This window comes from Arthrobacter sp. zg-Y20 (genome assembly GCF_030142075.1).
Classification (GTDB): domain Bacteria; phylum Actinomycetota; class Actinomycetes; order Actinomycetales; family Micrococcaceae; genus Arthrobacter_B.
Map to the genome: position 1 here is coordinate 1,553,905 of NZ_CP126241.1, position 14,809 is coordinate 1,568,713.

Consider the following 14,809-nt stretch of genomic DNA (forward strand, 5'->3'; position numbering starts at 1 on the left):
CTTTCAACCCTGCCGGCCGCCGGCATCCCTGGAGCTCTGTTGTAATGTCGCTACCGTTGTTCTGGTTTATCGTGATTGCCTTCCTGTGGGTCGGCTACCTCTTCCTCGAAGGCTTCGACCTGGGCGTGGGCATGCTTATGAAGCTGATGGCCCGCGACGAGAAGGAACGCCGCGTGCTGCTGAACACCATCGGCCCGGTGTGGGACGGCAACGAGGTGTGGCTGATCACCGTGGGCGCGATGACGTTCGCCGCGTTCCCCATGTGGTACGCCTCGCTGTTCTCCGCGCTGTACATCCCGCTGGTCTTTGTGCTGATGGGCCTGATTTTCCGGGCGGTCTCCATCGAGTACCGCGGCAAGCATGACAGTGACAGCTGGCGCAACCGGTGGGACTGGGGGATGGCCCTGGGTTCGCTCGTGGCCGCCTTCGGCGTGGGGGCCGCGCTTGGGCTGACCACCACCGGCCTGCCGCTGAACGAGAACGGCGACCGGGTGGGCGGGGCCTTCGCCTGGCTGACCCCGTACGCCGTGCTGGGCGGAGTGGCCGTTGTGGCGTTCTGCCTGATTCACGCCTGCGCGTTCCTGATGCTCAAGACCGACGGCGAGATCCGCGAACGTTCCCGCAAGGTGGTCCTGCACTGGCTGCCGCTGGGCATCCTCCCGCTGGCTGCCTGGGCGATCATTGTCCAGTTCATGAACGGCAAGGCCTCGACGCTTCCCCTGCTGGTAGTGGCCGTGGTGGGTGCACTGCTCGCCTGGATCTTTGCCCGGCGCGGCCGCGACGGGGCGACTTTCGTCAGCCTCGGCGTCTTCCTCGTGGCCGGTGCGGCCACCATCTTCGCCGCCATGTACCCGGTGGTACTGCCCTCCACGCTGGACGCCGCCTGGAACCTGACCGTGGAGAACGCCTCCGCATCCCCGTACGCCCTGAAGGTCATGAGCTGGGTGGCACTATTCGGCCTGCCGGTCGTGGTGCTCTACCAGGGCTGGACCTACTGGGTCTTCCGCAAGCGGGTCAGCGCTGAAGCGATCCCGGCCGCCCACAGCTTCAAGTCGCAGTGAAGCCCGTCCTGCCGGTCAGCGCCACCAGTCGGCGGGCGCTGTATCTTCTTGGCCTGCTGGCCGCCGTCAAGGCGGCCGGCCTGGTCCTGCTGGCCGACGCCGTGGCCGGTGGAATTGCCGGCTTGGCCGGCGGCGGCCCGGACTGGAACCGGATGCTGCTCCTCGGTGCCGCCGGTGCCGTGCTCCGCTCCCTGGCGGTGTGGGGGCAGGACACCGTAGCCCAGCGGGCAGCGGCCGGAGTCAAGGACGAACTGCGCCGCCAGCTTTCCGCCCGCGTGCTGTCCGACGGCGGCACGGTGCCCGGCATGGGCAGCGGCGCCTTGAGCGTCCTGCTCACGCGCGGTCTCGACGGCCTGGACAACTACTACTCCAAGTACCTGCCCGCACTGGTGACCTGTGCCGTCGTTCCCCTGCTGGTAGGCATCCGCATCCTGTCAGCGGACTGGGTCAGCGCGCTCATCGTTGTGCTGACCGTGCCCCTGATTCCGGTGTTCATGATCCTGATCGGCATGCATACGCAGGACAAGACCGCCGCGGCCGTGGATGCCCTGAACCGGCTGTCGGACAACATGCTGGAGCTGGCCAAGGGCCTGCCGGTGCTGGTGGGGCTTGGCCGTGCCAAGGCCCAGACCAGGGCCCTGCGGGACGTGGCCGACCGTTACCGCACCACCACGCTGGCCACGCTGCGCGTTGCTTTTATGTCTTCCCTGGCCCTTGAGCTGATTGCCACCATCTCCGTGGCGCTGGTGGCCGTGTTTATCGGCGTGCGGCTGGTGCACGGCGGCATGCCGCTGGAAGTGGGGCTGCTGGCCCTGATTCTGGCCCCCGAATGCTATCAACCGCTGCGTGACCTGGGTACCGCGCACCACTCCAGTGAAGACGGATTGGAAGCGCTGAACCGCACCAACGCCGTGCTTCGCGCACCGGCTGCCCGTCCGCTGGTTTCCGCTGCCGGGAGCGGCGCCGGGGCCGGAACCCCGGGCAACGCCGTGCCCGGACACGCGCCCCTGCAGGTCCGGAACCTGACCATCAGTTACGAGGGACGCCCGCATCCGGCCGTGGAGAACCTGAGCTTCACCGTACCCGCAGGCTCCATCGCGGCCCTGACCGGCCCCAGCGGTGCCGGCAAGACGTCGGTGCTTGAGGCCCTGGCCGGGCTGCGCCGCGACGGCGGGGACACCCGGCTCAGCGGATCCGTTGACGGCGTTGACCGTTCCACCCTGGCCTGGATACCCCAGCATCCCGTCCTCGTGGAGGACACCGTTGCCCGGGAAATTGCCCTGTACGCGGGTCTGCCGGCCGGCGACGCCACCCGTCCCGACGCTCCCGCCCGTGCCGCAGCCCGCGACGCACTGGACGCAATCGACGCCGGACACCTCCTGGACGCCGCGACCGCCGATCTCAGCCCCGGCGAGCAGCGCCGGGTGGCCGTGGCCCGTGCCCTCGCCCGGATCGACGCCGTCCCCGGCGTCCGGGTGCTGCTGGCCGATGAACCCACTGCGCACCTGGATGTCCGCAGCGCTTCGGCTGTCCGTGCAGCGCTGGCCGGGCTGCGCGGCCGGGCTACCGTCCTCCTGGTGGCGCACGACGCCGCAACGGCCGCCGTGGCGGACACCCTGATCCCCGTGGATGCGCCCGCAGGCGTGGTGCAGCCCGCCGGCAGCGGTGCGGTGTTCGAGACGGTCTTCGAGACTGCGCCCGAGGCACTGCCCGAGGAACTGCCCAAGTCGCTGACCGGAACCGCCGACCTGCAGGCGGATCCGTCGCCGGAACCCACCGCCGTCGCGCCGATGACGGCAGCAGCGGAGAACGCAGCCGCCCCGGCCCACCAGCCGCTGTGGAAGAACATGCTGGTACTGCGGCCGTGGAGCAAGCAGTTTGTCCTGGCACTGGTCCTGGGCACAGCCGCCACCATGTTCGCCGTCACCCTGACGGCACTGTCTGCCTGGCTGATTGTCCGTGCCAGCGAGCAGCCGCCCATCCTGTACCTGATGATGGCGATTGTGGGGGTGCGGTTCTTCGGTATTGGCCGTGCCCTGCTGCGCTACCTGGAGCGGCTCTCCCTGCATGACGCGGTTTTCCGCGCCACGAATACCCTGCGCGTACGGCTGTGGAACGGCCTGCTGCAGCGGCCCGAAGGCTGGCGCCGCGTGGCCCGCGGCGGCGGTGCACTGGAACGGCTCGTGGGCGACGTGGACGAGTTGCGGGACATTGCGCCGCGGGTCGTCTTCGCGCCGCTGACCGGACTGCTCACTGCGGCTGGAGCCTGCGTGGCAACCTGGCTGCTGGTCCCTGAGGGCCTCGCGGTGCAGGTGGCGCTGTGCGTCGTCGGAATGCTGGTTGCTCCGCTGCTGGCACTGCTCGCCGACCGCGCAGCACGGGCAGCCACGGTCAACCTGCAGGCACGGTCCATGTCCGGCATGGCCCGCCTGCTTTCCGCAGCTCGGGACCTGGAAGCCAACTCCAGCTCGGCACCCGTGCTGGCCCGCCAGGAACAACTCGAAGCGGCGGCGGCCAAAGCCGTCCGGCGCAGTGCCTGGGCACAGGGGCTGGCCAACGCCCTGACCGCCCTCGCCTGCTCCCTGAGCGCGCTCTACATGGTCAGTGCCGCCCGCGAGGCTCCGGCCACAGTGGCCGCCGTGGTGGTCCTGGTCCAGCTGGCCCTGATCGAACCCTTTGTTGCGGTCAACGGGTCCATCCAGCAGTTCTTCGCCTGGCGGACGCTGGGGGACAAGGTGCTGCCGGACCTGGGCACCGATGACGTGGAGGAGGACACCACCGAAGCCGAAGCGGCCGCGCGCGCCCGGTTCGGCACGGTGCAGGACCTGGAACTGCACGGCATCCGTTACCGCTACCCGGGCGCTGCACGCGATGTCCTGGCCGGGGTGGACCTGGAGGTATCGGCAGGGGAGTGGGTGGCTGTCACCGGCCCGTCCGGCAGCGGCAAGTCCACGCTCCTGGGCGTCCTGCTGGGGTTCCTTACACCGCAAAGCGGGTCATACACCATCAACGGGCAGCAGGCGCAGTCGCTGCCGCCCGCTGCCCGGCGCATGGCGTGGTGCCCGCAGGAGGCCCACCTCTTCGACTCCACGCTGCGCGGAAACCTTCTGCTGGCCCGTGACCGCGCCCTGGCGCCAAGCGAAGCCGAAATGGTCGAGGCACTGCGCGCCGTCGGGCTTGGACCGCTGTTCCGGACGCTGCCCGAAGGACTGGACACGCCCATCGGTGCCGGCGGACATTTCCTCTCCGGCGGCCAGCGCCAGCGCCTCGCCGTGGCGCGGGCACTGCTTGCAGAGGCCGACGTCGTGCTCCTGGACGAGCCTACGGCCCACCTGGACGCGGCGGCCGGGGAACAGCTCATGGCGGACCTGAAGTCCGGCCTGCAGGGCAAGGCCGTGGTGGTGGTGACCCACAACCCTGCAGATGCCGCCTGGTGCGAACGGGAGGTCGGCCTGGGCGCAGGGGCTGTGCTTCTGTCCTAGCGCTTATGGGGTGTCCTAGGGTGGATGGATGCAGACGCCCTCCCTTCCCACAGTCCCAGGGCCGGAAACCGGTCTCCGCTGGCGCTCCATCGCAGCCGACGACGTCGATGCCTGGTATGCGCTAATCCGCCGGATGGCGGAGGCGGACAGACCGGGCTGGGTGGAGGACCGCCGGGACCTGGAGCAGGCACTGGAAACCGCCTCCGGGGACCCGGCGCTGGACACGCTGATTGGCCTGGACAAAGACGGGGCAGCACGCGCCTACGGGCGGATTGCGCTGAACCCGGGCTCCGAAACCGGGTCCGGGTTCGGCGGCGTGGATCCGCAGTGGCGCCGCCGCGGGATCGGCGCGGCCGTGTTCGGCTGGCAGGAAGCGCGCCTGCGGCAGCGGCTGCTCAGCGAGCACCGCAAGCACGGTGTGCTGCGGACCTATGCCGAGGAAGCCAACGCGTCGCACGTTGCCCTGCTGGAGTCCGCCGGCGCCCGTGTGGTGCGGTACTTCACGGAGATGAGCCGGCCGCTGCACACGGACCTGCCGGACGCCGAATTGCCGGCGGGCATGGAGTTCCAAACGTTCAGCGCCGCGAATTCCGACGCCATCCGCCGGGCGCATAATGAAGCGTTCAAGGACCACTGGGGCAGCGAGCCGCGCAACAAGGAACGCTGGGCGTTCACCGTTGGGCATCCCGAGTTCCGTCCGGACTGGAGCTTCGCCGTGATCGATTCCGGCACCGGGGAAGTCGCTGCATACCAGCTGGCCAGCTTCGACCCGGAGAGCCAGTCCATCCACGGCTACAAAGAGGGCTACACCATGCTCCTTGGGGTGCGACGGAACTGGCGCGGACGCAAGCTGGCACCGGCCATGCTGGGCGAAGCCATGCGCCGGTTCCGCGACGGCGGGATGGACAACGCCGGACTGGGGGTGGACACCGAGAACCCCTCCGGCGCCCATGACCTGTACGAAAGCCTTGGCTACCGTCCGACGCACCGCGAAGTGGTCTTCGACAAACCCGTGCTCTAAGACGTGCCCGTGCCCTCTAGGCCGGGGTGTGCTTCGGGGTTGTCTGGATCCATATCGCCTCGGCGGCGGGGAGGCCCAGTTCCATGGGACGCCCGCACGCTTCGATGGTGAGCGTTCCGGCGTAGGGCTGGCGCGCCAGGACGGTCAGCACCGTATCCAGGTGCAGTCCCAGTCCGGCGATATAGCGCAGCAGTTCCGGTTCGTTGTCTGACACGCGTGCCACCACGCCACGCGTCCCGGGCTCGCAGCGGCTGAGCCGCAGGGCATCCAATACCGGGAAACTGCCGTCGCGGGCGGGAATCGGGTCTCCATGGGGGTCGCGGACGGGGTGGCCGAGCCGGGCGGATAACGCGTCCACCATTTTGTCCGAAACCGCGTGCTCCAGGTGCTCGGCTTCGTCGTGGACTTCGTCCCACCGGTAGCCCAGGTACTCCACCAGGAACGTCTCGATCAGCCGGTGCCGCCGCACCATGCCCACGGCCGCCGTCTCGCCGGCAGCGGTCAGGGCAATGGAGCCGTAGCGCGCATGTGTGAGGAGCCCTTGGGCCGTAAGCTTTTTCACCGCTTCGGAGACGGACGACGGCGAAAACCCCATGTGGACTGACAACGCGGAGACCGTCAGGGGTTCGTCCGTCCACTCCTGTGCGGTCCAGATGACCTTCAGGTAATCCTGGGTAGCCGTGGAAAGTTCGCTGTGTGGTGCCACGGTCCCACCTTACTGGAAGGCCTGCATGAAAAATGGCCCTCAAATACCCCCAGGGGGTACTTGACCTATACCCCTTGGGGGTATACCTTGGTGGGGAAAGCGAGGGGAGAGAACCATGACAGAAGCAACCGGACATGCCGTGCACACACCCGGGGCGGCAGCGGCAGGCGTTGCGGCGCCGGCCGCAGTGCACGGATACACCTCCGATAAAGCTGCGTACCTGCGCCGGCTGAAGCGGGTCGAGGGCCAGGTCCGCGGCATCGCCCGGATGGTGGAGGAAGACAAGTACTGCATAGACATCCTCACGCAGGTCGCCGCCATCAATAAGGCGCTGCATGCCGTCAGCCTGGGGCTGGTCCAGGATCACATGTCGCATTGCGTGGTGGATGCCGCGCAGGAAGCAGAGCGCACCGGCAACCCCGAACTCGTCCAGGCCAAGGTGCAGGAAGCAGCCGACGCGATCGGCCGGCTCCTGCGCTAGGGTCCGCCGAAGAATACCCAAGAAAGAAGAAGGATATGGAAACCACCACACTGAACATCTCCGGTATGACCTGCGGCCACTGTGTAGCCTCCGTCACGGAAGAACTGAAAGCGCTCGACGGCGTCAGCGAGGTCTCCGTTGACCTGAACGCCGGCGGGGTCTCCACCGCCACCGTCACCTCCACCCGGAGGATGGCACCGGCGGAACTGGGCGAAGCGGTAGCCGAAGCGGGCTACATGGTCGTCGAAACCACGGCCTAGGAGCCGTTCCCGGGCCCGGCCCAACGCTGGATCCGGCCCCGGACAGCCGGCAGTAAGCAACAGAAGGGAAGAACCATGGACACCCAGGAACTGGTGAACAACAACGCCAGGGCCGTTGAGCTCGATATCCAGGGCATGACGTGCGCCTCCTGCGTGGCACGGGTGGAACGCAAGCTCGGCAAGATCGAAGGCGTGGAAGCATCGGTTAACCTGCCGCTGGAAAGCGCGCGCGTAACGGCACCGGCTTCAGTGACGGACCAGCAGATCCTCGACGCGGTGAACTCTGCCGGTTACCAGGCACGGTTGAAGACCCGGGCCGGCAACTCCGCCGCGCATGGTGCGCATGCGGAGGGCAGCCACGCAGGCGAGGACCATCTGGCCCACGGCAGCCACGCAGGCGAGGACCATCTGGCCCACGGCGGCTCAGGCGAGGACCATATGTCCCACGGCGGGACCGCAGCACAGCTGCGTCCGCGGCTGATTGCCGCCGCCGTCCTCAGCGTGCCGATCCTGCTGATTTCCATGGTTCCGGCCCTGGCCTTCCCCAACTGGGGCTGGGTGGCCGCACTGCTGGCCCTGCCTGTGGTGACGTGGTCCGCGTGGCCCTTCCACCGGGCCGCGGCCATCAACGCCAGGCACCTGGCGTCCACCATGGATACCCTCGTGGCGATCGGCGTCGCGGCCTCGTATCTGTTCTCGGTGGGCGAGCTGCTGGCCGATCCGGGGCTGACCGCAGACCCGGGCATGGGCGCGGACCCGCACCTGTACTTCGAAGTGGCGTCGGTGGTGGTGACCTTCCTGCTGCTGGGCCGCTACCTGGAGGCCAACGCCAAGACCAAGGCATCGGACGCATTGAAATCGCTCCTGAGCCTAGGTGCCAAGGACGCGACCGTGCTGCGCGGCGGAGAGGAAATCCGGATCCCGGCGGACCAGCTTGCCGTGGGCGACATTGCCGTAGTCCGGCCCGGGGAGAAAATCCCGGCCGACGGTGTCGTGGTGGACGGCCGTTCCGCCGTTGATGCGTCCCTGATCACCGGCGAATCCCTGCCGGTGGAAGTGGACGTGGACAGCCCCGTTACCGGGGCGACCATTAATACTTCGGGCCGGCTGCTGGTCCGGGCCACCCGTGTGGGCAGCGAAACCACATTGGCGCAGATGGGCCGCCTGGTCAGCGATGCCCAGTCCGGCAAGGCGCCCATTGCGCGGCTCGCTGACCGGATCAGTGCAGTTTTTGTGCCGGTGGTGCTGGGCATTGCGGTGCTGACCTTCCTGCTCTGGCTGTTCTTCGCCGGTGACCTGCAGGCAGCGTTCGTGGCTGCGGTTGCCGTGCTCGTTATTGCATGCCCCTGTGCCCTGGGGCTGGCCACACCCGTGGGCCTGCTGACCGGTACCGGGCGGGGTGCCCAGCTGGGCATCCTCATCAAGGGCCCGCAGGTGCTGGAAGACACCCGCACCGTGGACACCATCGTGCTGGACAAGACCGGAACCATCACCACCGGCAAGCTGTCCGTGGCACGGGTCCGGCTCCTGGACAGTGCCCCCGCGGACCTGACGCAGGACGGGCTGCTGCGCCTGGCCGGCTCGGTGGAAGATGCCGGGGAGCATCCCATTGCCCGGGCCATCGCGGCCTCCGCCCGCTCCGGCCCGGGCACCGTCTCCGTCGCCGGATTCGATTCGGCTCCCGGCGGAGGGGTGCGCGGCACCGCTGACGGCCGCAGCGTTGTTGCCGGACGTCCGGCCTGGCTGGATGAGAACGGCGTCGACCTGCCCGACGGCGCGTATGCGGCACTGCGCCAGGAGCAGGCTGCCGGTTCGACGGCGGTGCTGGTGGCGGTGGACGGGCACGCGGCCGGCATCATCTCGCTGCAGGACACCCTGAAGGACGGCTCGGCGGCTGCCATTGCCAGGTTCCGCAGCCTGGGCCTGCGTCCGGTGCTGCTGACCGGTGACAACGCCGTGGTGGCGGCCCACGTGGCGGAACAGGTCGGCATTCCGGCGGAAGACGTCCTCGCGGACGTCCGCCCGGAAGGCAAGGTGGAGGCAGTCCGGCGGTTCCAGGACCAGGGACGTACCGTGGCCATGGCCGGCGACGGCGTGAACGACGCCGCGGCGCTGGCGCAGGCCGACCTCGGCATTGCCATGGGCACGGGCACCGACGTTGCCATGGAAGCGGCGGACCTGACCGTGATGGGCAGCGACCTGGGCCAGGTGGCCACCGCCATCGAGCTGTCCCGGCGTACGCTGGCGACCATCAAGACCAACCTGTTCTGGGCCTTCTTCTATAACGCTGTGGGCATCCCGGTAGCGGCTTTCGGGCTGTTGAACCCGATGATTGCCGGAGCAGCGATGGCCGCCAGTTCGGTGCTGGTGGTGGGTAACTCGCTGCGGCTGCGCAGCTTCGGCAAACAGCACGCCCAGTAGGCTGCACGGCACAGAAAAAAGCGGCAGGCATGGTCCAACGGACCATGCCTGCCGCTTGGTTTGCGCGGTGCTTGTGTGGCTGTGCTTGGTGTGGCGGTGCCTTGTGTGCCGGGGCTAGCCTTGGCTGGGGCCGACGGCGTCCACTGCATTGGCCAGCGGCACCCCGGACCCGTCCCGGCGCCCGTGCTCGGTGGGCAGCGCCCGGGCTACGCCGTTGGCAGCAGCTGCCTTGGCTGGTCCGTGCCCGGCCCAGGCCACCACCAGAGCGTCTTCGCCCTTCAGGAAACGGTGCGCCCGGACACCGGCAGTAGCGCGGCCCTTGGCGGGGAATTCCTCGAACGGCGTCACCTTGACGGAGCCGCCGGGTGTGCCCGGCAGGGTTTCGGCGGCGGTGGACACCGTCACCACTACCGCATCGGGATCATCCGCGGCCACCACTCCGAAGTACACCACGGCGTCGTCGGCTGCCAGCTTGATGCCGGCCACGCCGCCGGCCGTGCGGCCCTGGGCACGGACGGCGGACGCCGGGAAGTGCAGCAGCTGCGCCGAACGGGTGATGAAGACCAGTTCATCGGTCTCGTTCGCGGCCACCGCAGCACCTACCACCTCGTCCTTCGGCTTGAGCGTGACGGCTTCCCAATCGTCCCGGTTCAACGGGTAATCCGGGTTCACGCGCTTCACCACGCCGTTGCGGGTGCCCAGTGCCACTACTTCATTCAGCGGCACCAGGCCAACCAGTTTCTCGCCCTTGGCCAGGGTCATGAACTCCTTCGCGGGAACCCCGCCGGCCAGGTTCGGCAGCCCGGCGGTGGAGGGCAGGGCCGGCAAATCCAGCACCTGCACGCGGATCATCCGGCCGCTGGAGGTCAGCGCGCCTATCTCGCCGCGCGCCGTGGTCTTCACCACGGAGCGGAAGACGTCGTGGCGCACCCGCTGGCCGCTTTCAGCCAGCGGGTCCTGGTCCGAGGTGCGGGCCACCTGGCCCGAGGTGGAGAGGATGGCCCAGCAGGGGTCGTCCGGGATTTCCAGCGGCAGGACGGCTTTGGCCCCCTTGCCGGTGGCGCCTGCAGCAGCGGCGGCGACGGCGGCGCCCTTCAGCGGGGAGGCAGCCTCGGATTCCAGCAGCACGGTGCGCCGCGGCGTGGCGTACTTGGCCGCTACCTCGCCCAGCTCGTCCGAGACCAGGGAACGCAGGAGCTCTTCAGAGCCCAGGATGGCTTCCAGCTCCTCGATGGCCTTGCGCAGCTCGTCCTGTTCCTTCTCCAACTCAATGCGGGAGTACTTGGTCAGCTGGCGCAGCCGCAGTTCCAGGATGTGGTTGGCCTGGATCTCCGTCAGGTCGTACACGGCCATCAGCCGCTGGCGGGCCTGAGCGGTCTCATCCGAGGACCGGATGATCTGGATGACTTCGTCAATGTCCACAATGGCGATCAGCAGGCCCTCGACCAGGTGCAGCCGGTCCTTCTTCCGGCCCAGCCGGTAAGCGGTCCGGCGGCGGACCACGCCGATGCGGTGGGCCACGTACACCTGCAGCAGCTCCACCAGGCCCAGGGTGCGCGGCTGGCCGTCCACCAGGGTCACGTTGTTGATGCCGAAGGAATCCTCCATGGGCGTGAACTTGTACAGCTGCGCCAGCACGGCATTGGGATTGAACCCGTTTTTCAGCTCGATCACCAGCCGCAGCCCGTGGCTGCGGTCCGTCAGGTCCACAATGTCGGAAATGCCCTGCAGCTTCTTGGACGTGACGGCGTCCTTGATTTTTTCGATGACCTTTTCCGGGCCCACCATGTACGGCAGTTCCGTCACCACCAGGCCGGTGCGGCGGGCGGTCAGCTGTTCCACTTCGACCTTGGCGCGGGTCTTGAAGGATCCGCGGCCCGTGGCGTAGGCATCCCGGATGCCCTCCAAGCCCACGATCCGTCCGCCGGAGGGCAGGTCGGGGCCGGGAATGAACCGCATCAGTTCATCCAGCCCGGCATCGGGATTGGCGATCAGGTGACGGGTGGCGGCAATGACTTCGCCCAGGTTGTGCGGGGCCATATTGGTGGCCATGCCCACGGCAATGCCCGTGGCGCCGTTAACCAGCAGGTTCGGGAAGGCGGCGGGCAGCACTTCGGGCTGTTCCAGCTGGTTGTCGTAGTTGGGCACAAAGTCCACTACGTCTTCATCGAGGTGGTCCGTCATGGTCAGCGCGGGGGCCGCCAGCCGGGCCTCGGTGTACCGGGCGGCGGCAGGGCCGTCGTCGAGCGAACCGAAGTTGCCGTGCCCGTCGATCAGCGGCAGGCGCAGCGCCCAGTCCTGCGCCATGCGCACCATGGCGTCGTAAATGGCCGTGTCACCGTGCGGGTGCAGCTTGCCCATTACCTCGCCCACCACGCGGGCGGACTTCACATGCCCGCGGTCCGGGCGCAGCCCCATGTCGGACATCATGTACAGGATGCGGCGCTGGACGGGCTTCAGCCCGTCCCGCGCATCCGGAAGGGCGCGCGAATAGATGACCGAGTAGGCGTATTCGAGGAACGAGCCTTCCATCTCGGTGGTGACATCAATATCGATGATGTTCTCGGCGATCACTTCGCCGGGTGCGGACTTGGAGACGGGTTGGCGCCGGGCCATGCTGTGTCGAATCCTTGCAGTGGTAGGAGGTGGGTGGCAGGAGGTGGGTGGTTGGGGACTACTCTGAGTCTATGGTGGAGCAGGGACATTACCCCGAATATTGGGAAGCCGACGTCGTGTTGCGGGACGGCGGTACCGGCCATCTGCGGCCGGTTTCCCCCGCGGACGCAGACGCGCTGCAGGCCTTCCACATGCGGCAGTCGCAAAGCTCCATCTATCTTAGGTTCTTCACCTACAAGGCCAAGCTCACCAAAAAGGAGCTTGAGCGCTTCACCAACGTGGACTACCGCAACCGGGTGGCGTTCGTCATCACCATTGGTGACGAAATTATCGGCATCGGCCGTTATGACCGCCTCGACGACCCCACTGAGGCCGAGGTTGCCTTCAACATCTCCGACGGCCACCAGGGCCGCGGCCTGGGTTCCATCCTGTTGGAGCACCTTGCCGCCGCCGCGCGGGAAAACGGCATTCGCCGGTTCTCGGCCGAAGTGCTGCCGGAGAACCGCAAGATGATCGGTGTCTTCGCCGACGCCGGGTACGAGGTGCGCCGGCATTTCGACGACGGCGTGATTGCCCTGGACTTCAACATCGACCCCACGGAGAAATCCCTGGCGGTGATGGAGGCCCGCGAGCACCGCGCCGAGGCGCGCAGCGTCGCGGACCTGCTCTCGCCGTCGTCCATTGCCGTTATCGGAGCCAGCCGCGAGTGGGGATCGGTGGGTTACCAGCTTCTGGAGCACATCATTGAGGGCGGCTTCAAGGGCTCCGTTTATGCCATCAATCCCGAGGCCTTCGAACTGGCCGGCATGATTTCCTACAGCCGGATCGCAGACGTTCCGGAAACGGTTCAGCTTGCCGTGATCGCAGTGCCGTACGACCAGGTCCTGGAGGTCGCCGACGAGTGCGCGGCTGCCGGCGTCAAGGCGCTGCTTGTGGTCACAGCCGGGTTCGGGCCCAAGGGGCCGGAAGGCCTGGCCCGGCAGCGCGCCCTTGTCCGCCGGGCCCGTGCGCACGGCATGCGGGTGGTGGGGCCGGCATCGCTGGGCCTGATCAACACCCGTCCCGAGGTAGCACTGAACGCGTCCATGGCTCCGGCGCTGCCGCGGCGCGGGGGATTGGGGTTGTTCAGCCAATCCGCGGCCATCGGGGTGCTGCTTTACGCCACTGCGCAGCGCCGCGCGCTGGGGCTGTCCTCCACCATCTCGGCCGGCAACCGGGCCGATGTGTCCGGCAACGATGCCATGCAGTATTGGGAGGACGACGCCGACACCAAGGTGGTGGCGATGTACCTGGAGTCGGTGGGCAACCCGCGTAAGTTCTCCCGCCTGGCCCGCCGGCTGGCTCGCACCAAGCCGGTGATCGTGGCGAAATCCGATGTCACCGGCCTCCAGCTGCCGCCCGGCCACGCGGTGCGGACCACCCAGGCACCCCCCGGCGCGTTGGATGCCATGCTGCGCCAGTCCGGCGTCATCCGGGTCAGCACCAATGAACAGCTGATCGACGTGGCGCAGATCGCCGTCAGCCAGCCGCTGCCCCGCGGCCGCAGGATGGCCGTCTTCAGCAACTCGGTGGCACTGGGCCGGGTGCTGGCCGACGCGTGCACCGGACTGGACCTGGAAATCACGGCACTGGAAGCCGAACTTGCCCTGGACACCGGCAGAAGCGTGGCCCTGCCGCAGCTGCGCCGGACCGTCATAGGGGTCCTTTCCGACGATGACGTCGACGCCGGCGTTGTGGCCATCCTGCCCACCCCCGGGCTCACCACCGATGCCATTGCTGCCGTGCTGGCCGAATGCGTGCAGGAGACCGGGAAACCGCTGGTGGCGGCGTTCACCGGAATTGTTGACCCGCGGGCGCATGTGGAAGGCATCCTTGCCGCCGATACCGACGTACCCGGTGAGGGTCTGCCGTGCTTCAGCAGCCCCGGTGCCGCGGTCAGCGCACTGGCGGCCGTGGTGCGGTACACCGAGTGGGCCAACCGCGACCACGGCAGCTTCGTGGAGCCGGCCGGGGTGGACACCGAGGGTGCCGCAGCTTTCATCACTTCCCTGATGGGCCGGGTCGAAGGGGACCGCCTGACCCGTCTGGACCAGGAACATACCGCCCGGCTGCTGCAGTTCTACGGGATCTCCGTGCTGCCGTCCGTCAACTTTTCCACCCCTGAGGAAGCCGTGGCCGCCGCGGACCGGCTGGGCTGGCCCGTGGCTGTCAAGACCAGGGAAGGGCATCTGCGCCACCGCCTGGATCTTGGGGGAGTGCGGCTGAACATTTCCAGCCCCGAGGCACTGCGGACCAACATTGAGCAGATGCGCGGCGCGCTGCAGCGGTACGGGGATTTCGAGATGGAAATCCAGTCTATGGCCCCCAGCGGCCAGGGGTGCCGGATCCGTGCCATTGAGGATCCGCTGCTGGGGCCGGTCATCTCCTTCGGCCTGGCCGGGGATGCCACGGGCCTGCTCGATGACTGGGCGCACGGCGTGCCGCCGCTGACGGACCGCGACGTCGCCGAGCTGGTGCGTGCACCGCGCGCCTCCGTCAGGCTTTTCGGTTACCAGGGCCTGCCTGAAGCCGACACCCCGGCACTGGAGGACCTTATTGCCCGGCTGGCGGTCCTGAAGGACGAACATCCGCAGATTGCCTTGATAGACATCAACCCGGTGCTGGTCTCCGCCGACGGCATCACGGTGCTCAGCGCCGACATTCGGCTGGGCAATCCGCAGCGCCGCACCGACAGCGCGCGGCGGGCAATGCGGGACTGACT

9 protein-coding genes are annotated in these 14,809 nt (G+C 68.1%); 7 read left to right on the forward strand and 2 right to left on the reverse strand.

Annotated elements, in window-relative coordinates:
• Positions 1-44: 44 nt before the first annotated feature.
• The 3 genes from cydB to QNO06_RS07450 are packed head-to-tail and all read left to right on the forward strand — an operon-like array spanning position 45 to position 5,564.
• The gene (cydB, locus tag QNO06_RS07440; RefSeq protein WP_227910921.1) at positions 45-1,061 is read left to right on the forward strand and encodes a cytochrome d ubiquinol oxidase subunit II; all 1,017 of its coding nucleotides are present in this window, start codon (positions 45-47) and stop codon (positions 1,059-1,061) included.
• Entirely contained in the window at positions 1,058-4,543 is a 3,486-nt protein-coding gene (cydD, locus tag QNO06_RS07445; RefSeq protein WP_227910922.1) for a thiol reductant ABC exporter subunit CydD, read from the forward strand. The genes cydB and cydD overlap by 4 nt, the downstream gene beginning before the upstream one ends.
• Before the next feature lie 28 nt (positions 4,544-4,571).
• Positions 4,572-5,564: a GNAT family N-acetyltransferase gene (locus tag QNO06_RS07450; RefSeq protein WP_227910923.1), complete on the forward strand. Its 993-nt coding sequence runs from the start codon at positions 4,572-4,574 to the stop codon at positions 5,562-5,564.
• 16 nt (positions 5,565-5,580) lie between these two features.
• Here the strand turns inward: QNO06_RS07450 and QNO06_RS07455 are convergent, their stop codons facing one another.
• Positions 5,581-6,270, reverse strand: coding sequence for a metal-dependent transcriptional regulator (locus QNO06_RS07455; protein ID WP_227910924.1), 690 nt, complete (start codon positions 6,268-6,270; stop codon positions 5,581-5,583).
• A gap of 115 nt (positions 6,271-6,385) precedes the next feature.
• Between QNO06_RS07455 and QNO06_RS07460 the strand changes: the two genes are divergently transcribed.
• The 3 genes from QNO06_RS07460 to QNO06_RS07470 all read left to right on the forward strand — a co-directional run bounded on the left by QNO06_RS07460 (position 6,386) and on the right by QNO06_RS07470 (position 9,432).
• Positions 6,386-6,751, forward strand: a complete 366-nt coding sequence (locus QNO06_RS07460; protein WP_227910925.1) for a metal-sensitive transcriptional regulator — start codon at positions 6,386-6,388, stop codon at positions 6,749-6,751.
• Positions 6,752-6,786: 35 nt separating this feature from the next.
• On the forward strand, positions 6,787-7,011 hold the full coding sequence (locus QNO06_RS07465) for a heavy-metal-associated domain-containing protein (RefSeq protein ID WP_227910926.1): 225 nt from the start codon (positions 6,787-6,789) through the stop codon (positions 7,009-7,011).
• A gap of 75 nt (positions 7,012-7,086) precedes the next feature.
• Positions 7,087-9,432, forward strand: a complete 2,346-nt coding sequence (locus tag QNO06_RS07470) for a heavy metal translocating P-type ATPase (protein ID WP_227910927.1) — start codon at positions 7,087-7,089, stop codon at positions 9,430-9,432.
• 114 nt (positions 9,433-9,546) lie between these two features.
• On the opposite strand, the gene QNO06_RS07475 is transcribed toward QNO06_RS07470, so the two are convergent.
• Positions 9,547-12,048: a DNA gyrase/topoisomerase IV subunit A gene (locus QNO06_RS07475; RefSeq protein ID WP_227910928.1), complete on the reverse strand. Its 2,502-nt coding sequence runs from the start codon at positions 12,046-12,048 to the stop codon at positions 9,547-9,549.
• A 71-nt stretch (positions 12,049-12,119) separates the two neighbouring features.
• Here QNO06_RS07475 and QNO06_RS07480 point away from each other — a divergent pair, with 71 nt between their 5' ends.
• Complete coding sequence (locus tag QNO06_RS07480) at positions 12,120-14,807, forward strand: bifunctional acetate--CoA ligase family protein/GNAT family N-acetyltransferase (RefSeq protein WP_227910929.1); 2,688 nt, start codon at positions 12,120-12,122, stop codon at positions 14,805-14,807.
• The last annotated feature ends 2 nt before the right edge of the window (positions 14,808-14,809 follow it).